This window comes from Pseudoalteromonas sp. SR41-8, assembly GCF_014163915.1.
In the GTDB taxonomy this organism is placed as follows: Bacteria; Pseudomonadota; Gammaproteobacteria; order Enterobacterales; family Alteromonadaceae; genus Pseudoalteromonas; species Pseudoalteromonas rhizosphaerae.
The window spans coordinates 275,996-298,864 of record NZ_JACJEE010000002.1; the positions used below are offsets into that span (position 1 = coordinate 275,996).

General features: G+C 40.0%; 18 protein-coding genes. 9 read left to right on the forward strand and 9 right to left on the reverse strand.

Going from position 1 to position 22,869, the window contains the following annotated elements; all coding sequences use genetic code 11:
* Window positions 1-63: 63 nt before the first annotated feature.
* The gene (locus H5162_RS02825) at window positions 64-1,689 is read right to left on the reverse strand and encodes a M28 family metallopeptidase (protein WP_182734743.1); all 1,626 of its coding nucleotides are present in this window, start codon (window positions 1,687-1,689) and stop codon (window positions 64-66) included.
* Between the two features lie 108 nt (window positions 1,690-1,797).
* On the opposite strand from H5162_RS02825, the gene H5162_RS02830 reads away from it, so the two are divergent.
* The 4 genes from H5162_RS02830 (at window position 1,798) to H5162_RS02845 (ending at window position 7,842) form a co-directional block, all read left to right on the forward strand.
* The gene (locus H5162_RS02830; protein WP_145233905.1) at window positions 1,798-2,607 is read left to right on the forward strand and encodes a DUF3025 domain-containing protein; all 810 of its coding nucleotides are present in this window, start codon (window positions 1,798-1,800) and stop codon (window positions 2,605-2,607) included.
* On the forward strand, window positions 2,604-3,392 hold the full coding sequence (locus H5162_RS02835; protein ID WP_182734741.1) for an ATP-binding cassette domain-containing protein: 789 nt from the start codon (window positions 2,604-2,606) through the stop codon (window positions 3,390-3,392). The genes H5162_RS02830 and H5162_RS02835 overlap by 4 nt, the downstream gene beginning before the upstream one ends.
* A complete protein-coding gene (locus H5162_RS02840; protein ID WP_182734739.1) occupies window positions 3,385-4,593 on the forward strand; it encodes an ABC transporter permease in 1,209 nt (402 codons plus the stop codon). Before H5162_RS02835 ends, H5162_RS02840 begins: the two co-directional genes overlap by 8 nt.
* Window positions 4,594-4,791: 198 nt before the next feature.
* Entirely contained in the window at window positions 4,792-7,842 is a 3,051-nt protein-coding gene (locus tag H5162_RS02845) for an ATP-binding protein (RefSeq protein ID WP_182777585.1), read from the forward strand.
* Between the two features lie 17 nt (window positions 7,843-7,859).
* On the opposite strand, the gene H5162_RS02850 is transcribed toward H5162_RS02845, so the two are convergent.
* From H5162_RS02850 to H5162_RS02875, 6 genes are all read right to left on the reverse strand, one after another.
* Window positions 7,860-8,702 carry a UDP-2,3-diacylglucosamine diphosphatase gene (locus H5162_RS02850; RefSeq protein WP_182734736.1) on the reverse strand — a complete coding sequence of 281 codons (843 nt, stop codon included), beginning with the start codon at window positions 8,700-8,702 and terminating at the stop codon, window positions 7,860-7,862.
* A gap of 150 nt (window positions 8,703-8,852) precedes the next feature.
* A complete protein-coding gene (locus tag H5162_RS02855) occupies window positions 8,853-10,577 on the reverse strand; it encodes a proline--tRNA ligase (protein ID WP_149981092.1) in 1,725 nt (574 codons plus the stop codon).
* A gap of 90 nt (window positions 10,578-10,667) precedes the next feature.
* Window positions 10,668-11,372, reverse strand: coding sequence for a tRNA (N6-threonylcarbamoyladenosine(37)-N6)-methyltransferase TrmO (gene tsaA, locus H5162_RS02860; RefSeq protein ID WP_182758806.1), 705 nt, complete (start codon window positions 11,370-11,372; stop codon window positions 10,668-10,670).
* A gap of 108 nt (window positions 11,373-11,480) precedes the next feature.
* Window positions 11,481-12,053 (reverse strand): outer membrane beta-barrel protein, encoded by a 573-nt coding sequence (locus tag H5162_RS02865; protein WP_145233916.1) that lies wholly within the window; start codon window positions 12,051-12,053, stop codon window positions 11,481-11,483.
* A gap of 223 nt (window positions 12,054-12,276) precedes the next feature.
* Window positions 12,277-12,747: an acyl-CoA thioesterase gene (locus tag H5162_RS02870; protein ID WP_145233918.1), complete on the reverse strand. Its 471-nt coding sequence runs from the start codon at window positions 12,745-12,747 to the stop codon at window positions 12,277-12,279.
* 139 nt (window positions 12,748-12,886) lie between these two features.
* Window positions 12,887-14,533 (reverse strand): electron transfer flavoprotein-ubiquinone oxidoreductase, encoded by a 1,647-nt coding sequence (locus tag H5162_RS02875; protein WP_182759831.1) that lies wholly within the window; start codon window positions 14,531-14,533, stop codon window positions 12,887-12,889.
* 195 nt (window positions 14,534-14,728) lie between these two features.
* Between H5162_RS02875 and H5162_RS02880 the strand changes: the two genes are divergently transcribed.
* The 4 genes from H5162_RS02880 (at window position 14,729) to H5162_RS02895 (ending at window position 19,030) form a co-directional block, all read left to right on the forward strand.
* Window positions 14,729-15,478, forward strand: a complete 750-nt coding sequence (locus H5162_RS02880) for an electron transfer flavoprotein subunit beta/FixA family protein (protein ID WP_182759832.1) — start codon at window positions 14,729-14,731, stop codon at window positions 15,476-15,478.
* Window positions 15,479-16,405 (forward strand): electron transfer flavoprotein subunit alpha/FixB family protein, encoded by a 927-nt coding sequence (locus H5162_RS02885; protein ID WP_182717844.1) that lies wholly within the window; start codon window positions 15,479-15,481, stop codon window positions 16,403-16,405. It begins immediately after the preceding gene.
* A 320-nt stretch (window positions 16,406-16,725) separates the two neighbouring features.
* Window positions 16,726-18,549, forward strand: a complete 1,824-nt coding sequence (locus tag H5162_RS02890; RefSeq protein ID WP_182777587.1) for a protein kinase domain-containing protein — start codon at window positions 16,726-16,728, stop codon at window positions 18,547-18,549.
* A gap of 49 nt (window positions 18,550-18,598) precedes the next feature.
* A complete protein-coding gene (locus H5162_RS02895; protein ID WP_145233930.1) occupies window positions 18,599-19,030 on the forward strand; it encodes a DUF3859 domain-containing protein in 432 nt (143 codons plus the stop codon).
* Window positions 19,031-19,130: 100 nt separating this feature from the next.
* Here the strand turns inward: H5162_RS02895 and H5162_RS02900 are convergent, their stop codons facing one another.
* Window positions 19,131-20,180, reverse strand: coding sequence for a methionine synthase (locus H5162_RS02900; RefSeq protein WP_182777588.1), 1,050 nt, complete (start codon window positions 20,178-20,180; stop codon window positions 19,131-19,133).
* A gap of 68 nt (window positions 20,181-20,248) precedes the next feature.
* Entirely contained in the window at window positions 20,249-21,223 is a 975-nt protein-coding gene (locus H5162_RS02905; RefSeq protein WP_182717840.1) for a DUF1852 domain-containing protein, read from the reverse strand.
* 521 nt (window positions 21,224-21,744) lie between these two features.
* Between H5162_RS02905 and H5162_RS02910 the strand changes: the two genes are divergently transcribed.
* On the forward strand, window positions 21,745-22,554 hold the full coding sequence (locus tag H5162_RS02910) for a sulfite exporter TauE/SafE family protein (protein ID WP_182734730.1): 810 nt from the start codon (window positions 21,745-21,747) through the stop codon (window positions 22,552-22,554).
* The last annotated feature ends 315 nt before the right edge of the window (window positions 22,555-22,869 follow it).

Sequence of the window (22,869 nt, forward strand, 5' to 3'; positions counted from 1 at the left end):
AACCTAAAAACTATCTAAGTTGCACTTTAGATTTAAATTAAATGAAAATCAATATCATTTGTATTATTTTCTTTGGAATTCTGAGTTCGCATTCCATTTTGGCCATTGTGGTTGCTCAGAAATGTCAAAACCTACTTGATAAAACAGTTGTAAGTCTTGTACAGCTCCCGATAGATCCCATTCGTCACGGTATCTGTCACATGGTTGATGGTAACAACCACGTAGCACTAAGCTCATTCGTTTACGATAATTAGCCGTATCTTCGTCAAGTGCTTCACTGCCACCACCAGCATACATCGCTGGAATACCCATGTTGGCGAAAGCAAAATGATCAGAGCGATAGTACCCGCCTGAAGATGGTTTAGGATCGCCCGAGACAGTGCGTCCTTGTGCATTAGCTGCCTGTGCTAATAGCGAGTCCATTTCTGATTTACCAATACCAACCACGCTGATATCTTTTACTTTGCCTAACAAGTTCAAGCTATCCATATTAATATTAGCGACTGTCTTATTTGCTGCTATCACTGGGTGTGCAGCATAATACTTAGATCCTAATAAACCTTGCTCTTCAGCTGTCACTGCCAAAAAAGTCATTGAGCGGCTAGGGTGCTTTGGTAAGCTTGCAAACGCTTCAGCTACTTCAATTAAGCCTGCAGTGCCTGTCGCGTTATCATGTGCTCCATTGTAGATTTGGTCGCCTTTACGGTTTTTATCAGTACCTAAGTGATCCCAGTGTGCTGAGTATATAATATGCTCATCTGGTTTTTCACTACCGGGTAAAGTCGCAATGAAGTTATATGAAATTGATTTTTTGATGGTGTTTTTAACCGCAACAGACGCTGTTAAATCGCCCATATCAACATGATAAGCGCCTTTTGCTGCATTGGCTTTCGCACTGGCAAAATCTAAACCTGCTTTAGTGAAAAGCTCGTTAGCAACCTCTGTGGTTACCCAACCTTCAACAGCGACTCTGTCCATATTATTGTTTTCTTTTTGAAAACCAAACTGCTCGCCGCTCCATGAGTTTTCAACCACAGACCAAGGGTAGGAGGCCGGTGCAGTTTCATGAACGATGATAGCCCCAGCAGCACCTTGACGGCTGGCTTCTTCGTATTTGTAAGTCCAACGGCCATAGTAAGTCATGGCATCACCGGTAAACAAAGCAGGATCTTTAGTGGCAAAACCAGGGTCGTTGACTAAGATCACCACAGTTTTACCCTTAACATCTAAACCTGCGTAATCATTCCAATTATATTCTGGGGCATTAACACCATAACCAACAAATACCAGTTCAGAGTCTTTAATACTTTGGCGTTCGCTAATGCGACTGCTGCCCATTACCATGTCTTTTTTATACTGGTAATCTTTGCCGCCGATAGTTAACACCATGTTTGGATCTGCTTCAAGAGACACCAACGGAACTTCTTGTAAGAAGCTGTCGCCATTACCTGGTTGATAACCTAGTTTTTTAAATTCTTCAGTAAGGTAAGCTAGTGTGAGTTCTTCACCTTTTGAAGATGGAGCGCGGCCTCCAAATTCATCGGAGGCAAGCACTTTGACATGCTCTGCGAGTTGTTGGGCATTGATTGAATAATACCCTTTGCTAACATCATCAGAGGTGAGACTTGTTGTTGCACATCCTGCAAGTACCGCAGTTGCAAGGAGTGTCAGAGAAAAATAACGTTTCATAGTCGCTCTTTTTTTGTTTTAAGTGAGCTCAGTATAAGAACTTCTATTAAAGAGAACCAGTTTTTGCGGTAAACTCCAACCATAATAATTGTAAAGCTAAAGATACTCATGAAGCGTTTTACCCCTTACGAACAATGGCATAGCCCCAGTTTAGAAAATGGTGCATTTAGCCATTTAAATACACTGTTTTCTTTAAATGGTTTATCCGACTGGCCGCAATGTGCGTGGTTTTCATCATTTTTAGATGCTAAAAATGCAAATCAGCAAACAATTCGCTTTGTTGATGACGCCTGCTTTAGTGAGGAAGAGCGCTATTATGAGCAAATCATTTTTGATACCGGTAAAGTACCAACGCGACAACAAAATTGGCATGACTTATTTGGTGGACTTATCTGGTGTTTATTTCCTAAAACTAAAGCATTAATCAATCAACGCCATGTTGAAGAGATCACACTTCACGGCACTAAAGTACGCTCAAAACACCGCAATGCCTTAACCTTGTTTGATGAATGTGGGGTTGTACTTGCTGTAAGTGATGATGTTTGGCCTGCGTTACTTAAAAATCATCAATGGCAGCAGGCATTTATTGAGCAAAGAGCGTTGTGGGGGAAAACCATTGCGCCATTTATGTTCGGCCACGCTAATTATGAAATGCTAACAAAGCCGTATATTGGTCTGACAGGTAAAGCATTATTTGTAAAAGTACCGAGTGACATATTTTGTAAAGATTTAGCCCAGCAGTATCAGTATATTGATCAAACCCTTTATGAGATGATTAGCGTCGATAACTGTTTAAGGGACAATAGCCAGCTCTCACCATTACCACTGCTAGGCGTACCAGGCTGGTATGATAATAATAACCCCGAGTTTTATAGTAATACAGATTACTTTAGACCAAAACGAAGGACACGAACATGATAGAAGTTACGGGGCTTAAAAAGAAATTTAAGCTAACTAAAGACCATAAAAAAAACAAAGTCGATAAAATAGATCCCCGTGAAGATAAAGATTATTTTCATTCGGTGCGAGATGTCAGCTTTCATTGTAATAAAGGCGAAGTGCTGGGCTTACTCGGCCCTAATGGTGCAGGAAAAACCACCACGCTAAGAATGATCTCGACAGCGTTAAAACCCGATGAAGGGCAAATAATTATTGCTGGTGAAGACATCATAAAAAAACCACTATTTGGTCGTAAGTCTATTGGTTTTCTATCTGGCAGTACCGGTTTATATGGCCGTTTAACGGTAAAAGAAAATATCGAATATTTTGCAAAACTGCACGGTATGAGTAAAGACGCGATTAGGTCACGGTGTGAAGAGTTATTTGATTTACTCGACATGCATAGCTTTATTGATAAACGTGCTGATAATTTATCAACGGGTATGAAACAAAAAGCCAATATAGCCCGCGCAGTTGTGCACCACCCGGCAGTCGTAGTACTTGATGAGCCGACCACTGGATTAGACATAATGACCACTCAAACGGTGATCGAGTTTATCAAACGGCTTAAAGCGCAAGGGACTCCTGTTATATTTTCAACCCATCATTTAGATGAAGTAGCGCTACTGTGTGACCGCGTTGCGGTGATCAACGAAGGTATCAGTTGTTTTGACGGCAGTCTTGACGAATTTAAAAAAGTGGGTAAAAGCGACGAACTAAATCAAGCGTTTATGAATATTTTGACGGAGAAAAATAATGTTTGAAGTATTTAAAAAGGAATTAAAAGAGCTATTACGTGATAAAAAAACACTCATTTTTATTGTCGCATTGCCAGTTGCTATCTTTCCATTATTATTTGCGGTGATGGCATTTATTAGTTCTCAAGCAACACTTGAAGCCGAACAAAAAGTTCATACCTATGCCATTATCAATGGCGAATATGCGCAATCATTCACAGATAAAGTTTTTTACCATAAAAGTTTTCAATTATACAAAGGTGAACACACCTTTAATACAGTTGCAGAGCTTACTGAGGCCGTTAAAGCTGGCACCATTGATATGGGTATTTTCTTACCCGCAGATGCCAAACAAAACCTTGATGACGCAAAACAGAGCCAGTGGCAAGTGGTTTATAACGATGCCAAAGCGATTAACTTTTTATTCGACAGAGTAAAAGAGCTTGCTAAAGAATTTGGTAATAAGCTAAGAGCTGAAAAACTATTGAGTTATGGTGTTTCAGTTGAGCAACAAAGTGCGATTATTGATCCAATCAAAGTTGTAAAAGTTGATACCGCTGATAAACGAGAAAATTTAGGTGAGAAAATAGGCGGCTTTATTCCTTACTTACTGATCCCATTAGTATTGATGGGAGCAACATACCCAGCAATTGATTTAGGTGCAGGTGAGAAAGAACGCGGCACATTAGAAACGTTATTACTGACACCAATCACCCGTACGCAACTTGTATTAGGTAAATTTATTACTTTACTTGCAGCGTCAATCGCCACCACAACGATAACCGTGTTGAGTATGGGCGTATGGATCAGTATCGCGATTTCTTTCATTGATTTGGATGTTATAAAAACAGCATTTAGTTCATTACGCGTATTAGATCTGGCACTCATTTTTATTATTTTATTACCCGTAGCGGCGATTTTTTCTTCTCTTGCGTTAGCAATATCGATTTATGCGCGTAGTTTTAAAGAAGCACAAAATTATATGACACCACTGAGCATGGGGGTGATATTTCCTATCATTGTTGCTTTATTACCGAATGTTGAGCTAACAGCTAAAACTGCATTTATTCCGGTTACTAATGTGGCTTTAGCGATTAAAGAAATTATCAAAGGTACGATTGATTACACGTTACTTGGACTAATCTTTTTAGCGACCGTGATTGTTGCCGGTGCACTATTAGCATTTTGTGTTAAATGGTTTAATAAAGAAGAAGTCTTATTTAGGTAACAAGTTGTAAAGAAGTAGGCTGGGCGTAGTTGTTACAATACTCTCAGTTAAATAATAAAAAATGACGGGCTAGCTCGTCATTTTTTATTACTTATTTATAGTTTCATGGTTAAAACTAAGAATCGATAAAAAGCTCAAAGATAACTTTTTTAATTGCTCTATAATATAGTTTGTTTTGAAAGCAAACTGGCAATTTTGATGCGCTACCCTCTGACATTTTCTAATTTATTTCGCAGTAATAAACTTTCTTTATTAGCTTTGCTGTTTTTTTTCATCTTCGCAACTCCTGCTTTATATATTTATGAGCAAAAAGCACGCAAAGATGTTTACCAGATTGCCCAAACCACACTACAGCAAGAGCTTGATACAAAAGCACAAATATTAAAAGGGCATTTAAAAGACAGTGTCTCGTCAATCAACTTTTTAAATGTCACGCCGCCTATCAGTGGTATTAGTCGAGCCGCTGCAAATAACCTTATTGATCCACTATTAAATACGCCCATCGCAATATGGCAAACGCGCTTAGCTGAAATATTTAGTGGCTTTATGCGCACTGACCAGCAGCTATTACAAGCCAGATATATTACCCTTGCTGATAATGGTCAAGAAATTGTCCGTGTTGATAGGATCAATGATGTTGTGGTGCGCCTCGAGGGAGACTTATTACAACAAAAAGGGCAACGGGATTACATGCTTAATGCCAGCAGGTTAGATAGTGAATCTGTCTATATATCACCGATTAACTATAATCGAGAGCATGGTCAAATTCAGATACCATACGTGAGCACCTACCGAGTTGCGAAGCCGGTATTTAATGAACAAGGAGCAATATTTGCTGTATTAGTAACAAATTATTTTGCTGACGAGTTATTTAATAGTGTTACTTTTAGTTCATCTGCTGGGGTTGATGTTTATCTGTTAAATGATCAGCAGCAGTTTTTATTTCACCCAGATCCTAAACTACGATTTGGTTTTGAGTTTGGTCAAGACATTACTTGGTCAAGTGTATTTAGTCAAAGCCAAGATATGAGCAGCCAAGCGACTTTACCTTTTCATGATTTACCAAGTCATTATTATTTAAAACAACGTATTAGTTTAGAAAATAACATTAGCATGTTGCCCCTTGAACTTGCGGTATCAATTAATACCGATATTTTGTTAACAGACGTTGCTAAGCGCCGTGATCATTTTGTGTTGGTAATTATTTCACTTTTCACTGCTTTGTGGTTATTAGTGTGGTTATACCAAAGGTATATAAACCGCAAATTAGAGCTTCACACCTTGAAGGAGCGTAATAACAAGATTATTGAAAATTCTCTCGATGCAATTTTAACAGTACAAGAGGATGGCCTTATCAGTAATGCTAATAAAACAGCATTACAGTGCTTTGATATCATTATTGATCACACCCAGTTTACGCAATTATTTTCGCTAGCAGAAGGTGATAAGTCATGTATTGATGAAACAATAGCACAGGGATCAAAACCATCATTTGAAGGCGTATTTATTGGCCCGCAAGATCAACAACACTTTTTCTCAATTACACTTACTAGCGTGTTTGATATCTTTACCCAGCGCTACCAAGTAGCAGCGATTTTACGAAACATTAATTCACTTAAACAGACCCAAGTTGAGCTTGAAAAACTCAATAGTACGTTAGAGCAAAAAGTGCAACAACGCACAACTGAACTTGAAAGTGCGATTGAACAAGCTTTGGCAGCCAGTAAAACTAAAAGTGATTTTATTGCTAATATTTCCCATGAAATACGTACGCCTATGAATGGTGTATTAGGGATGCTGGAAATGCTCAAAGAGGACACGCTAACGCAGCAGCAACAGCAATATTTAGATCTGGCCAATAGCAGCGCTAACTCATTAATGACATTGATTAATGACATCTTGGATTTTTCAAAAATCGAAGCTGGTAAACTTGATATTGATAATCACAGTTTTGATGTGATTACTGTATGCAGTGATATGATCACCTCAATGGCACTGCAAGCACAGCGTAAAGGCTTAGAAGTGTTTTTGTATACTGATAAAGTTATTGACCGTATGTTAGTCGGAGATAGCCACCGATTAAAACAAATATTAATAAACTTACTTAATAATGCATTCAAATTTACTCATCAAGGTGAAGTCAGTTTGACTGTTGGGTGTCAGTATCTTACTGAAGAAAAGTTATTAATGAGCTTTGTTATTGAAGACTCAGGCATCGGCATTGCTGAAAAAAATATCAATAAGCTGTTTGAGGCCTTTACTCAAGAGGACACCAGTACCACTCGCCACTTTGGAGGCACAGGGCTTGGTTTATCAATTTGTCGTAAGCTGGCACAATTGATGGGCGGTGATATTAGTGTAACCAGTGAAAAGGGCAAGGGAAGCTGTTTTACAGCGCAAGTGCAATTACATATTGCAGCTGAGAAAAGACTTAATACTGCCGTTGAGTTGGCAAAAGATATTCAGGTTGGCGTGCTGATAGATAGCGACAGTGTATATAACAATGTCACTAATTTATTGATTAAAAATTGCCAAGTAGCGGCCAATAATATTCAACGATTTGACTACCAAGCACAATATCAAGAGTTAAAAGTTGATTTACTGGTTGTTGATAATGATCACCCATACTTACAAACACTGATTAATTTATGTAATAAGCAGAATAAAAAATATGTATTAATCTTGCGTGATTTACTGCTTAGTAAAAAAGCCAAAGAGCAGGTACCTGAAAATTGCCATGTGCTAAATAAGCCGCTTACTCAAGATCAATTTAGCTATAAGTTAGCAAGTTTGTTTGGTGTTAATAATAGTTTTTTGGTTGCTAGCCAAGGTAGTGAGCAAACAGAATATGTTGAATACGATTTATCAAACTTTAAGGTATTATTGGTTGATGATAATATGATCAACCTTGAAGTTGCCAAAGCAATATTAAAAAATACCGGTGTCACTATTGTATGTGCCAGCGATGGCCTAGATGCGCTAGAAATATTAAATACAGAGCACACACCTTTATTTGATCTGCTTTTAATGGATTGCCAAATGCCAAGCCTCAATGGCTATGACACAACCTCTGCAATTCGCAGCAGCAAAGCTGGTGCTGACTATGCAAAAGTGCCTATTATCGCTATGACAGCCAGCGCTATGGCAGGTGACAGAGAGCGTTGTATTACAGCTGGTATGAATGATTATATTACCAAACCCATAAAGCCAAAAGTTTTGAAAGATAAATTAGCTATGTGGTTAAAATAAACCACACAGTCTAAATTTTAAGCTACTGATTTTTCAGGTTTAGCCTTTGGTCCACCAAGATTTTGATTAAGTTTGGTAATATCAGCAGAATTAATCACTGTTTGAGTGTCAGACCAGTGTAGCAATTCGATACGACCATTTTCTTGCTCTACTACTGCGGTACAACTTTCTATCCAATCGCCATCATTACAGTAAACAATCCCATCAACGACTTTGAGTTGTGGGTGATGAATATGACCGCAAATAATACCGTCTACGCCTTGCTTTTTAGCCTCATGAATAGCAGCATTTTCAAATGCCTCTATTGCTTCACGCGCTTTATGAACGCGGGCTTTTATCCAAGCAGCAAGTGACCAATAGTTACCACCATATAGGCGTCGAATACGATTAGTCCAGCGATTTAAAAACAGTAAAAAGTCATAACCTGTATCACCGGCAATACTGATCAGTTTGTTATACCTAGTTGCTGAGTCAAAATCATCACCGTGAACCAGAAGAAATCGTTTGTTGGCTTTGGTTGTGTGAATAAACTGCTGGTGGACTTCAATACCAAATAGGCTGTTATTGACGTAGTGTCGGAATGTTTCATCGTGATTGCCGGGAATATAAATCACTCGAGTACCTTGAACTGCTTTGGCTTGAATACAAGCTAATACTTGATAGTGACTAGGGTGCCAATAAAAATTTCGCTTCATAGACCATAAATCGACGATGTCACCCACTAGATAAAGGGTATCGCACTCAATACTATTTAAAAAGTCGAGTAGGTAATCTGCTCGACAATCTTTATAGCCTAAATGTACATCGGAGATCCAAACAGCTGGGTAGTACTTTTTATCACTTTTTTCGATGTCGTGCATAGGAGGTTACTCACGGTGTAATAACAACAAAGTTAAGCAACTTGAATGACGTTTATAAGACTGTTTGACGAAACATCTATGACAATTAATAATCGTGCAAAAACAAAAAAACCGCATTACGCGGTTTTTTGTTACAGAGGGTGCTGATGATTAAGCGTTCATGGCCGCTTTGATTGCTTCAACAGCGGTATCAATATCTATCATTAATTTTTCACCAGTACGGCGATTTTTCAACTCAACCTTGTTTTCATCAAGATTACGCTCACCAATTACCAACGTGAAAGGTACACCGAGTAATTCCATGTCGTTAAACATCACACCTGGGCGCTCTTTACGGTCATCAAATAACACGTCTAAGCCTGCGGCTTTTAAACCGTCGTAAAGGTTATTAGCGATATCCGGTATACGATGCGATTTATGCATATTCATTGGCACAATGGCTAAATCGAACGGGGCGATTGGCTGTGGCCAAATAATGCCGTATTGATCATTATTTTGCTCAATAGCCGCTGCGACAATACGCGATACACCAATACCATAACAACCCATAGTCATTATTTGGTTCTTACCGCTTTCGTTTAATACTCCCGCTTTCATCGCTTCTGAGTACTTAGTACCAAGCTGGAAGATATGGCCAACTTCGATACCGCGTTTAATATGTAAAGTACCATTACCACATGGACTAGGATCACCTTCGACAATATTACGTAGATCAGCAACTTCATACTCAGTTACATCGCGATCCCAGTTAATACCGCTGTAATGCTCGTCATCTTTGTTAGCACCAGCTACAAAATCAGCCATTACGTTGGCTGTACGGTCTACTAAAATTGGCATTGTTAAGCCAACAGGGCCTAATGAACCCGGTTTAGCACCAATGGCTGCAATTATGTCAGCCTCGTTTGCCATTTCCAGTGGAGAATCTACTAATGGATGTTTTTCAGCTTTAAGTTCGTTAAGCTCATGATCGCCACGTATTACTAATGCAACTAAACCACGTTGACCATCTTCATTTGGCGCGCCGTAAACAATCAGTGTTTTAACACTGCGATGAGGTTTTACACCATAGTGTTTCTTTAGCTCGTCGATAGTTTTCGCATCAGGTGTTGGGAATACTTTTAATTCTTTTGCGGCAGCAGGGCGCGCTTCACTTGGCGCTAATGCTTCTGCTTTTTCGATGTTTGCTGCATAGTCACTTTTATCACTAAAGGCGATAGCATCTTCACCTGATTCAGCTAACACATGAAATTCATGAGATACACTACCACCGATAGAGCCGGTATCAGCAATAACAGGACGGTAATCAAGGCCTAAGCGATCGAATATATTACAGTATGCTTTGTGCATTACTTGATAAGTTGCATCTAAACATTCTTCACTTAAATGAAATGAATAGGCATCTTTCATAGTAAATTCACGCGCGCGCATAACCCCAAAACGAGGACGACGTTCGTCGCGCACTTTTGTTTGTACTTGATACAAAGTAAGCGGTAATTGTTTATACGAACTTACTTCTTTACGAACAAAGTCGGTGATCACTTCTTCATGGGTTGGTCCTAACGCGAAAGTACGATTGTGACGGTCAGTAAAACGCATAAGTTCTGGGCCAAACTGCTCCCAACGGCCAGACTCTTCCCATAGATCCGCAGGTTGAATAACAGGCATCAACATTTCGATTGCACCTGATTTGTCCATTTCTTCACGCACAATGTTTTCGACTTTTCGTAACACGCGTAATCCAGAGGGTAACCAAGTATATAGGCCCGACGCGACGCGACGGATCATGCCCGCTCTTAACATTAATTGATGCGATACAATTTCAGCATCTGATGGCGTTTCTTTAAGTGTTGCGAGTATATATTGACTGGTACGCATGTTTATTCCGATAGTTATAAAATTATTATTTCAATTGGGCACTCAGTTTAGCAGCGGTTGCTTTTACACTAAAGCGCTAAGTGTGTTTTTCTAACTTTTTTCTATGCTAGTGACATAGTTATGCTCGTCGTTTACTTGCCAACGGATATTAAAATCATACAAGGTCATTCCATAACTTTGTTCACCCTCTTTTTGCTTTTTATAGGCAGGGCGAGGATCTTGCTTAAGTACATTACTAATAAAGTCATGCAACTCTGGGAAGTTGGTTTGCTGTTCAATAAACGCCTGCACTTGCGGGCTAAACTCAACGGTCATTTGCGTTTCTGGGCGCGTGTCAGCAAAGCCTGCAGTGGCATCAACCATGGCATCTGAATAAGGTAAATATGGTTTGATGTCTAAAATCGGGGTGCCATCAAGTAAATCTATGCCTGCCAATAATAAACACAGCTGGCCATTTTTATACTCTATGCCTTCAAGCTTGACGGCACTCATGCCTATGGCATTGGGTCTAAAGGTCGCGCGTGTGGCAAATACGCCTTTGCGCTCATTACCGCCTAAACGCGGTGGTCTAACCATGGCTGAGTAGCCTTTATCAGCAGTTTCATGAAAGCGAAACAATAACCAAATATGGCTAAATTCATCTAAACCACGAACAAATTCTTCACGGTTAAAATCAGCAACAAATACCAACTTAGCTTTTGCTTGTGGAACTAAACGCGGTTGGCGAGGAATGGCGAACTTTTGTTTATAAGGAGATTGAATATGGCCAATAGCCGTTAGTTGAAAATCGCTCATGAAACTCAATTACTGTTAAAGATACGATATTCTAACCGCTAACAACAAAAAAGGCAGCTCGAAGCTGCCTTTTACTGCTAAATAACCTCAGAACAGGTTAAGCATTCCTTAAAACATATATTGTACAGATACTGATGCCACGTCCATATCTGGATCAATATCGTCTTCTAATTCGTAACGCTCGTACTCAAAGCGTATTTGCATATTACTGGTAAATGCATATTCAATACCTGCACCGTAGAATATATCGCCACCACTTTGATCGGCTGATATTTCACCAAGGGCTGGAATATCACTGGTGACCTCGGCGTCCCATTCTAACCAACCACCTTTAGCGTAGACAGAAAAGCTTTCTGTTATTGGTGCTGCTAATCGTGCAGCAAGGGAGATACCATCTACCTCAGCGTAACTATCTATATCACTTACTTCATCAAAGTTTTGATAGGCCAGTTCTAAACTCAAATACTTATTAAATTGTGAACCAACATAGCCTTTGAGCATCTGTGAGTCGTCGTCAAAATCGATGTCGTTTTCAGAATCTTCAAATTGGAATGAGTATTGGCCGTAACCAATACCGGTATATACGCGAGGGTAATCCATGTTTGTTGTCTCTGCGCTAGCTGCAGTATTAAAACCTAACAATGCTAATGAGATAGCAGAAAGTGAAATTGATTTAATCATTTAATAGCTCCTTTACAAAATAAAAAATATAACCTTTAAATTACCGATTACTTTTAATATTGCATGGTGCGTGCCATGATTAATTTGGCTTTAAAACAGCCAGTTATAGTCTTTTATAGCATACAAAGTACACCAATGAGCGCTATTTAAACGCTCGTTCAGTTTGGCTGGAGAAAAGATTTCTGACTAGAGTGTAGCTTTTACAGATAGATAGTTTAGGTGATCAGGGTTCTGATTTATGCAATAAAGTTTCAGTTTCTATGGCAATCTCTTTCATCTTAATTGCGTAGTTTTCTAATTTTTTGTCTTCATTACTCACTGCGATGTATTCTGGCACTGCTACGGGGTAACCTGTTTCGTCCATGGCAACAAAGCTAATTACACAGTGGTTAGTCTCAACTAAATTACGCGTTTTCGGATCGCCACAGCGAACTTGTATAAAGATTTGCATACTGGTTTTGCCAGTGTGGGCAATTTTAGCTTCAACTTCAACAATTTGACCAACTAGAATAGGGCGACGAAATTTAACCCCAGCGACAGATACAGTGACACAGTAATGACCACTCCAACCAGCAGCGCAGGCATAACCTGCTTGGTCAATCCACTTCATGACGACACCGCCATGAACCTTCCCGCCAAAATTCACATCGGTGGGCTCTGCTAAAAAACGGAATACAACATTAGACGACGGCATAAAAATATCTCACTCATATATAATTCTTATTAGCATAGCGCAAAAAAGGGGCCGAAGCCCCTGCAATTTAGGATAGGTTTATAATTTATATGTAAAATATTATTTTAACGCTGTATCAAGCACTTTAATTGTATTTAGATTACATATTTGGGTAGTTGGGACCACCGGCTCCCTCAGGTGTTACCCAGGTGATGTTTTGGCTCGGATCTTTAATATCGCAGGTTTTACAGTGCACGCAGTTTTGTGCATTGATCACAAACTCGTCTTTGCCGGCAATTTGCTGTATCTCATACACACCCGCCGGGCAATAGCGCTGAGCAGGCTCGTCAAATTTAACTAAGTTAACATCGATAGGAATAGCGCTATTTTTTAGTTTTAAATGACACGGCTGAGATTCTTCATGATTGGTATTTGATAAAAACACCGAAGATAATTTATCAAAGCTGAGTTGACCATCAGGCTTCGGGTAATCAATGACACTGGCCTGATTTTTATCAACTAGCGTTGCGTGATCTGGGATATTATCTTTAAAAGTAAAAGGTAATGCCCCTGCAAAAATATTTTGATCAAGGGTGTTATACGCACCACCAAGAAATTTTCCTAGCTTATGCATCACAGGGCCAAAGTTACGTGATTGGTATAGCTCTTTATAAGCCCAACTTTGTTTAAATGCTTCGCTGTAGTCAACTAAGTCAGTATGCTGTTGCTCGTTTGTAAGCGCGCTAAAGATCACCTCAGCGGCAATCATACCTGACTTCATCGCTGTGTGGTTGCCTTTGATTTTGGCAAAATTCAAGGTGCCCGCGTCACAGCCGACCAACAAACCACCCGGGAAGTGCATTTTTGGTAATGAGTGCAAGCCACCTTTTGCAATCGCACGAGCGCCATAAGCAATACGTTCGCCACCGGCTAATACATCTTTAAATATTGGGTGGTGTTTCATGCGCTGAAATTCATCAAACGGGCTTAAATGCGGGTTTGAGTAATTTAAATCAACAATTAAGCCGACTACAACTTGATTATTATCACTGTGGTACATAAACGCACCACCGTTAGTATCTGCACTTAAGGGCCAACCGGTGCCATGAACTACCGTGCCTTGCTTGTGTTTAGCAGGATCGATTTGCCAAATTTCTTTAAAGCCTAAACCATAATGTTGCGGTGAGGCATCTTGATCAAGTGCAAATTGATTGATCAGCTGTTTACCTAAGTGACCACGACAACCTTCAGCAAATACAGTGTATTTAGCACGAAGTTCCATGCCAGGCATAAAGCCATCTTTTTCATTGCCATTGCTATCAAGGCCCATATCGCCGGTAATAATGCCTTTTACTGTGTCATCTTCAATAATCAGTGAGTGTGCGCTAAAACCTGGGAAAATCTCAACCCCTAGGTTTTCTGCTTGCTCTGCAAGCCAGCGGCATACATTACCCATAGAGACAATATAGTTATCAGTATTATGAAATGTTTTAGGTGCGGCAAAGTGAGGGATAGCGGTGGCTTTGCTGTCATTATTAAACCAATATATTTCATCACTGGTTACTTTAGTGGTCACTGGCGCGCCAAGTTCTTGCCAATTGGGCAGTAACTCGTCCAAAGCGGTGGTTTCAAATACTGCGCCCGATAAAATATGGGCGCCCACTTCAGAGCCTTTTTCAACCACGCAGATCATGCACTCTTGTTGTTTTTCTTGTGCTTGTTGCGCTAATCGTATGGCGGTAGCTAAGCCTGCAGGGCCTGCGCCGACAATAACGACATCAAATTCCATGGTTTCGCGTTCGACCATATTAACCTCTTTTATGTGACGGACCTGTGCCTTTACAAGGGCAATTTCATACTTGCAAATGAAACGTTACAGGCGATGAATAGTTTAAGGTTATTTTAGGTTGACGTTTACGTCAACAGGAAGTAGTCTGATTTCATAAAATAAATAGGTTGACGTACACGTTAGCTTGTAGGTTTAAATAATTATGGAGTTCCTATGAAAGTTCTCGTTCCAATAAAAAGAGTTATCGACTACAACGTAAAAGCACGCGTTAAAGCAGATAATAGCGACGTTGATCTAACTAATGTGAAAATGGCACTTAACCCATTTTGCGAAATTGCCATTGAAGAAGCTATCCGCTTAAAAGAGGCGGGCACTGCCACTGAAGTGATTGCTGTAACCATTGGTGCTAAAGCATCTCAAGAACAATTACGTACAGCACTGGCACTGGGCGCCGATAAAGCGATTCATATTGAGACTGACGAAAAATTAGAATCACTGCACGTTGCAAAGCTGCTTGCTAAAATCGTCGAGCAAGAAGCCCCTGAACTGGTAATTTTAGGTAAACAGTCGATTGATTCAGATAACAATCAAACAGGTCAAATGCTGGCGGCTCTTACTGGGCGCGGGCAAGGTACGTTTGCATCAAAGGTCGACATAGCAAATGGCACTGTTAATGTGACGCGTGAAGTTGATGGCGGTTTACAAACAGTTTCATTAAAGTTACCGGCCGTAGTCACAACAGACTTACGTTTGAATGAACCTCGTTATGCATCATTGCCAAATATTATGAAAGCCAAACGTAAACCACTTGAGGTAATTTCAGCTGATAGCTTAGGTGTAGACTTAACCCCGCGTATCGAACTTGTTGCGGTACATGAACCGGCAAAACGCAGTGGCGGTATCATTGTTGATGATGTAGCGCAGTTAGTTGATTTATTAAAAACACAAGCGAAGGTGATTTAAATGAAAACATTAGTTATAGCAGATCATGACAATGGCAGTTTAAAGCCTGAAACTTCTAAAACCATAAACGCAGCATTAAAGCTTGGTTTTGCTGTTGATGTACTAATTGCTGGTGAAAACGTAGCACCAATGAGTGAAATAGTGGCCAGTATTGCAGGTGTAAACACCGTGCTGGTGGCTGATCATAGCGAGTATGCGCATCAGTTAGCTGAAAACATTGCAGATTTAGTGTTATCGCTTGCGCCAGATTATTCGCATCTTGTTGCTAGTGCCACTACAACGGGCAAAAATTTCATGCCACGTGTTGCCGCATTACTTGATGTTGCACAAATTTCAGAAATCATTGATGTGGTTGACGCTGATACATTTAAACGCCCAATCTATGCAGGTAATGCCATCGCAACTGTAAAATCACTGGATAGCAAAAAAGTGATCACCGTTCGTGCAAGTAGCTTTGATCTGCAAGGTGAGCAAGCTCCCGCTGAGAGTCGTGTTGTTGATTCTGTGTTTAGCAGTGAATTAAGCGCATTTGTAAGTGTTGAGCAAACCGAATCTGAGCGCCCAGAGTTAACTGCTGCGCAAGTGGTTATATCAGGTGGACGCGGTATGCAAAATGGCGAGAACTTTTCATTACTTAATGGTATTGCCGATAAACTAGGCGCGGCAATTGGTGCGTCTCGTGCTGCGGTTGACGCCGGCTTTGTGCCAAACGATATGCAAGTGGGTCAAACCGGTAAGATCGTTGCGCCTAACTTATATATTGCCGTAGGTATTAGTGGCGCAATTCAGCACTTAGCGGGTATGAAAGACTCAAAAGTAATTGTGGCTATCAATAAAGATCCCGATGCGCCAATCTTCCAAGTGGCGGATTATGGTTTAGTAGCAGATTTATTTGATGTGCTACCAGAGCTTGAACAAGCACTCTAATTTATAACGATTCTGGTTGTTAAAAGCTGTTGTGATCAGTTCGCTGATCACGCGGCTTTTTTTCTTTTATTTTACCAATCATAAAGTCTGTATTATCTAACTAAGCAATTACCATGAATAAAGAGTATCACCTGTGGTTTAGTGAGTTGGGGGCATTATTTTTTAACACAGATTGCCTTTTTACACTTTTTTTGCACAAAATGTCAGGACACGCTAAGCTGAGGCTAAATGACTAGAAATTTAGAACTAAAAAATTAATAATCAATAAGCTAGCTTCACCCTTATCCCTTACATTTTTTAGAATACGTTGAGACCTCGCAGTGAAAACCAAAGCAATCCGCAATTTTTATATCAATGAAGAGCAGTCGGTCTATTTGCTTTCGCACCATGACGCCAAAAAACACCGCCAATGGTTGAATATCTGTATTAAGCAACTCACTAATTTAGGCTACAGCCAGGTTGAAATGATTGGCTCGGGTGCTTTTGGATTTGTATTTGCGGGTTTAGATGAGCGTAAACTTCCTTGGGTGTTTAAATTTTCACGTATCACCTTGGCGCAAAGTGTACGTGATCGACTTGAGGACGAAGCGTATATGCTCTCGCAAGTTGATAACCCATTAGTGCCTAAGTTTTATGCTTTTGAACGGATAAAAAAGCAGGGCATTTTAATGATGGCCCGCGCGTTAGGCGAAGACTTAGAAAAAGTATCACTTAAAAAAGGCCGCTTTAGCGCCGCAGCAATCACCAGTTTAGCGCTAAAACTACGTAATGTATTAATAGACCTACGCACTCAGCAAAATGGCATAACGCCACAACCGATTGTGCATGGCGATATCAAGCCCTCTAATCTAGTGTGGGATGAACATACCCAAGGCTTATCGCTGGTGGACTGGGGCAGCTCTGTGTATGCCCAAATAGACAGTAATGGCGAGCCAATCACCAGTAACTTTATGGATTTAATGTCTGGCGATTTAAGTACCACCAATGCGCGGATGGGGGATGTGTATTTTATTGGTGATGAGCAAATGTCAGGTGCTAAATCATCGCCGCGTTTTGATGAGCAAGGCGTGGCGTCGACCTTATACGCACTGGCTTCTGCACAATCATGCCGATTTGGCGCGCAAGTGATCCCAGCCAGTTCACTAGGACTCCCTATGGAGCTTGCAAAAGTGATTGACGGTATGCTCTCTAAAAATAAAATTACAAGAGACGGGGCGGGTGATTACTTTATGCGTAATATGCCCGCTATGGCAAAAGCATATTTACCAGAGCTCAATTTAGCTGAAGATGTGCGAGCCAATATTCCATTTTGGTTTGGTAACGATGACGAACTACCTGATACTGTGGTTTATAGCTCACGTAAACAATTTTTACGCCAAGCCGACCATAACCAACAACTGCTTGATGTAAATGACGCTCAATTGGACCGGTATTATAAAGAATTCCTGTTTGATACCGGTGATACTGAAAAAGCATTTTTAGCCTCTATCAGCCGATTAGCAAAATACCCAGTAGTAGGGGGCTTAAGCTTTCATTGGAAAGAAGAATCACTGTTCGTTGAATCATCACTGATCATGCATGATGAAAGTTTAGGCCATGCTTTTACCCAAGCGGTTAATAATACCGTGATGTTGGCACAAGGCATTCATCAAAAAGGCTTATTTAAGTGTTGTTTATTTGATGCAAGAAAGACCATTCAACTGGAGCGTGATGGCACAGGGGCATTTAAGTTTGAACAACTTCCAGAGCTTGACTATGAGGTAATGAATTTAAAAAGCTCAGAAGTCACCCGACCACATTCTTATTTTGAAGACGGTAAAGATCCGGACGAGCAACTGCAGCTACCTAAAAAAGTGATCAAATGCGTATTTGAGTTAAACCAAATACATCATACCGGCTGCATTATTTTTGAAGCTTTACCAGATAGAATGAAAATACATCATTACTATCGTTTGTTAGATTGCACTAAAGAAGCACAGTTTAAGCGCTTGCTTAATAAGTTGATGCAATATGCGGTGAGCATTACTGATGTGGGGGTTGCCGGGTTTATGAAACTACCTTACAAAAATACCCGTGAGTTTGCCTTGTGTGATCGCCAGCCTGATTTTTTCTATCCTAAAGATCCTAAACGTTTTGGCGCTTAATTTTGCCGTATAAATACGTTAAACTAATGCATCAAAAAAAGGATAAATAATGGCAAAAACTAAGCCCGTGATCACTATGCAAAGCTTTGGTATTTATACAAAGTGGGACTCATCATCAAAAGCCTTACCGCAAATTCAAGCATTTACCACAAAAGTACCCGCACAACTCGATGTGGAGTTTGGTTTTATCATTAATATTAAAAAAGCCAAAGGCGAAAAACTTCATTATTGTATATACCATCCTGATATACCGGATGCTGATGGTGAGGTAATGCCACCATTTGACGGCTTTGAATACGTTAAAGACAATGACTGGCACTTTTACCTAGGTGATACCTTGTGGCAACCCATCAGCAATAAAATAGGTGACTGGCGTATGACCATAGAGCTAAACGGCAAACTGATTGCCGATAAAACATTTTCAGTGTTTGAACAAGAGTCAATGTCAGAAATCGAATTTTGGCAAAAGCGCGGGTATTAAATACTTTATGTATATAAGCTTATTGTATTTGTAGTAAGTGTAATTGTTGAAAATAAATTAGGACGAGGTGGTTACTCCACCTCATGAAATAAATTAGATTTTAATTACTTTGAGCCAGCTCATTTCTAATAATCTCTGCGCCTGCGGTTAACGCATTGAGCTTACCTCTTGCAACTGCGCGAGGTAGCGGAGCCATACCACAGTTAGTACACGGGTAGAGCTTGTCAGCATCGACAAACTGCAGTGCTTTACGTAGCGTATTTGCCACTTCCTCTGGTGTTTCTATGGTATTGGTGGCAACGTCAATGGCGCCTACCATTACTTTTTTACCGCGAATAAGTTCAAGTAGTTCCATTGGTACATGAGAGTTGTGACATTCTAATGAGATAATATCAATATTAGATTGCTGCAGTTTTGGAAATGCTTCTTCGTATTGTCGCCATTCTGAGCCTAACGTTTTTTTCCAATCTGTATTGGCTTTGATACCATAACCATAACAAATATGTACGGCCGTTTCGCATTTAAGGCCTTCAATGGCTTTTTCTAAACACGCAATTCCCCAATCATTTACCTCATCAAAAAACACGTTAAATGCAGGCTCATCAAATTGAATGATATCAACCCCCGCAGCTTCTAGTTCTTTGGCTTCTTGATTAAGAATTTTGGCAAATTCCCAAGCGAGCTGTTCGCGGCTTTTATAATGGTCATCATAAAGTGTATCTATCATAGTCATAGGACCTGGTAGCGCCCATTTGATCGGTTGTTTGGTTTGGCTGCGTAAAAACTTAGCATCATCAACAAAAACCGGTTTTATACGACTAACAGGACCTACCACAGTAGGTACACTGGCATCATAGCGGTCACGAATTCTCACCGTTTTACGGTTTTCAAAATCTACACCGTTAAGGTGCTCAATAAATGTGGTAACAAAGTGTTGGCGTGTTTGTTCGCCATCACTGACAATATCAATACCTGCACGTTGTTGCTCTTGTAGAGAGATCCGTAATGCATCGTGTTTGCCGTCAATTAATTCATCACCTTGAAGTTTCCAAGGTGACCAAAGAGTCTCTGGCTCTGCAAGCCATGAAGGTTTAGGTAAGCTGCCTGCAGTTGAAGTCGGTAATATTGTTTTGCTAATAGATGTTTTCATAATAAATAATGCCATTTATTTGGGTTAACTTTTTAAGTTGCGATTGAATCTAACGATTGAACTCGCTATTACGCGTAATTAGCAGACCATTGCTCAAGCACTGTTTGATATGGCTTGATGAAGTGCTGCTCAGCAAATTTCCCCTGTTCATTCGCCAATTTACTGCGCTCTTCACGGTCATAAACAATTTGCGTGAGTGAATGATCTAGGTTCTTCAAATTTGGTTGATATGATTTCCCCGCAGTCGCATTGGCATTATAGATCTCTGGTCGGTAGATTTTTTGAAATGTCTCCATTGTGCTAATAGTGCTAATAAGCTCAAGATGAGTGTAATCATTTAGCAAATCACCAACAAAATAAAAGGCTAAGGGCGCTACACTATTTGGCGGCATAAAATAACGCACCTGCAAGCCCATTTTTTTGAAATATTGCTCAGTCAAAGACGGTTCATTTGGCTGATATTCAACACCTAACGCAGGGTGTTGATTTTCAGTACGATGATAGGTCTTGTTATCCGAAACACTTAGGCATATTACTGGCGGCTTTTTAAAGTGCTTTTTGTAGCTGTCAGAACTAATAAAATATTTAAATAGTTTGCCATGCAGCTCGCCAAAGTTATCAGGGATACTAAATTTAGGCTGATCTTTATTATGTTCTTGCAGTAATACACTAAAATCATAGTCGCGCACATAGGAGGAAAAATTATTTCCTACAATACCTTCAATGCGTTTGTTAGTGTGATGATCAACAATATTTGTTTTCAATATTTCAATCGATGGAAAGCTATTACCACTGCCAGCAATATCCATATCAACAGAGATGATTTCAAGCTCTACAGAATAACGATCCGCTTTTGGGTTATCCCACTGCGCCAAGGCATTAAAGCGGTTATCGATCATTTTTAAGGCGTTGCGTAAGTTTGCTTGGCGATAACTGCCTCTGGCCAAGTTTGCAAAATTGGTAGTGATACGTGTATTAGCTGCTGGATGATAATTTTCATCGAGACAAATACTCTTAATAGTAAATGTGAAATCTTTAGTCATTGTGATCTGTATCCAATTATCTGATTTAAAACCTGCGTTTATGCTGTGCTCTTGAGCGAATTAACGTTACTGATCTCTCGGTAAGTGATGTTCACAGTTTTTGTGTTGTGCCTGATGGCTTGATTAAAACCGCTGTAAAACTGTGTTGCCTCTAAGAGTTGAGCTATTTATACGTGTATCGGTACATGAATAAAAACGGTTTAATTTCACCTAAAACATGAGCTGTATTCATCAACTAATAATATTGCACGCCATTAGCGATAAATTATCTGAAGTGGCACTTGAAAAAACAGAGTTCCAACTTGGCTATCCAAACACTTAGACTTCTAGGTGGGTGTCTTGTATTTATTTCATCTAAAACATGAGGATTATTCAGGGCTTAATGTAGCCAAATATATCAATAGGCATCAGTTATATTGATATACTCGCGGCCAATATGGTGAGTGATAGCTGCTCAATAGGAAATAGAATCGCATTCATTTAGCATGAGTGCTCCCAAATTATAATAAGAGATAAACGCAATGAGTGAATTGATAATGTTGATTTTATACTGCGCCTTACTTGGCAGTGGCGTAGGTTTTTTAGCAGGGCTGCTAGGTATTGGGGGCGGACTGGTGATTGTTCCTGTGTTGAGTATTATTTTACTGCATTTTGAAATTCTACCAGCTGAGCAAGTCGTTATTGCCGCAATTGCAACGTCATTAGCATCAATATTATTTACATCAACGTCTTCCGCAATCGCACATCATAAAAATGGCAATGTTCCATGGACTCTTGCTCCTTGGGTAATGACGGGCGTTGCACTGGGGGCGCTTATCAGTGGCTTTATAGCGGCACTATTACCTGAGCAGGTTGTTCGCTTAGTGTTTGCTGTCACAGTGGTACTTATTGCGATAAAGATGTTTGTAAGTAATAAGCGTGAGCCATCGGTTGAGCGTGACATGCCCAATAAAGGTGTGTTAACCATTATGACCACTATCACCGGCGGCTTGTCTGCGATGATCGGTATTGGCGGAGGCGCGCTTTTGGTACCATTGTTAACGTTCTTCTCAGTCGATATGAAAAAAGCCATAGGGTGTGCATCCGCATGCGGCATTGTTATCGCATTATTTGGTTCAATTGGTTACATCAGCTCAGGTAGCGGCCATTTTGCACTAGAAGATGGATTTGCTGGATTTGTGTATTTACCAGCGTTATTCGGTATTATTTGCACATCCTGGTTTACCGCCCCGTTAGGCGCCAAAGCCACCCATTACTTACCAGTCTCGTTAGTCAAAAAAATCTTCGCCGCATTATTGCTAGCAACCGCTGTCAAAATGATTATGTATTAAATGAAAGGGTGCTGCAGTGATACGATTAGAGCCAATAATTAATCAAATCGGTTCTATTTGCGTAGGCTAGCTCTTTAAGCGCAGCGAACCTTAATTTCTTTGTGAATAATTCACTAAAATTTTATTGCACAAAGAGGAAAGAATGAGAAATAAATGAGGGCTTAAATCTGAGAAAGCTAAGTCGTTTTTTAAATGAAAGTACATTAGAACATTTATGAAAAGTATCCGTATAAACGCAAAAAAGCTGGCACTGCCAGCTTAATTATTAAAACATTTGTTAGCACCTAGCACCTAGCACCTAGCACCTAGCACCTA

Excerpts from the sequence above, each read along its gene's own strand:
- H5162_RS02825 (WP_182734743.1), bottom strand. The coding sequence starts at position 1,689 with ATGAAACGTTATTTTTCTCTGACACTCCTTGCAACTGCGGTACTTGCA.
- H5162_RS02830 (WP_145233905.1), top strand. The coding sequence starts at position 1,798 with ATGAAGCGTTTTACCCCTTACGAACAATGGCATAGCCCCAGTTTAGAA.
- H5162_RS02835 (WP_182734741.1), top strand. The coding sequence starts at position 2,604 with ATGATAGAAGTTACGGGGCTTAAAAAGAAATTTAAGCTAACTAAAGAC.
- H5162_RS02840 (WP_182734739.1), top strand. The coding sequence starts at position 3,385 with ATGTTTGAAGTATTTAAAAAGGAATTAAAAGAGCTATTACGTGATAAA.
- H5162_RS02845 (WP_182777585.1), top strand. The coding sequence starts at position 4,792 with ATGCGCTACCCTCTGACATTTTCTAATTTATTTCGCAGTAATAAACTT.
- H5162_RS02850 (WP_182734736.1), bottom strand. The coding sequence starts at position 8,702 with ATGCACGACATCGAAAAAAGTGATAAAAAGTACTACCCAGCTGTTTGG.
- H5162_RS02855 (WP_149981092.1), bottom strand. The coding sequence starts at position 10,577 with ATGCGTACCAGTCAATATATACTCGCAACACTTAAAGAAACGCCATCA.
- tsaA (WP_182758806.1), bottom strand. The coding sequence starts at position 11,372 with ATGAGCGATTTTCAACTAACGGCTATTGGCCATATTCAATCTCCTTAT.
- H5162_RS02865 (WP_145233916.1), bottom strand. The coding sequence starts at position 12,053 with ATGATTAAATCAATTTCACTTTCTGCTATCTCATTAGCATTGTTAGGT.
- H5162_RS02870 (WP_145233918.1), bottom strand. The coding sequence starts at position 12,747 with ATGCCGTCGTCTAATGTTGTATTCCGTTTTTTAGCAGAGCCCACCGAT.
- H5162_RS02875 (WP_182759831.1), bottom strand. The coding sequence starts at position 14,533 with ATGGTCGAACGCGAAACCATGGAATTTGATGTCGTTATTGTCGGCGCA.
- H5162_RS02880 (WP_182759832.1), top strand. The coding sequence starts at position 14,729 with ATGAAAGTTCTCGTTCCAATAAAAAGAGTTATCGACTACAACGTAAAA.
- H5162_RS02885 (WP_182717844.1), top strand. The coding sequence starts at position 15,479 with ATGAAAACATTAGTTATAGCAGATCATGACAATGGCAGTTTAAAGCCT.
- H5162_RS02895 (WP_145233930.1), top strand. The coding sequence starts at position 18,599 with ATGGCAAAAACTAAGCCCGTGATCACTATGCAAAGCTTTGGTATTTAT.
- H5162_RS02900 (WP_182777588.1), bottom strand. The coding sequence starts at position 20,180 with ATGAAAACATCTATTAGCAAAACAATATTACCGACTTCAACTGCAGGC.
- H5162_RS02905 (WP_182717840.1), bottom strand. The coding sequence starts at position 21,223 with ATGACTAAAGATTTCACATTTACTATTAAGAGTATTTGTCTCGATGAA.
- H5162_RS02910 (WP_182734730.1), top strand. The coding sequence starts at position 21,745 with ATGAGTGAATTGATAATGTTGATTTTATACTGCGCCTTACTTGGCAGT.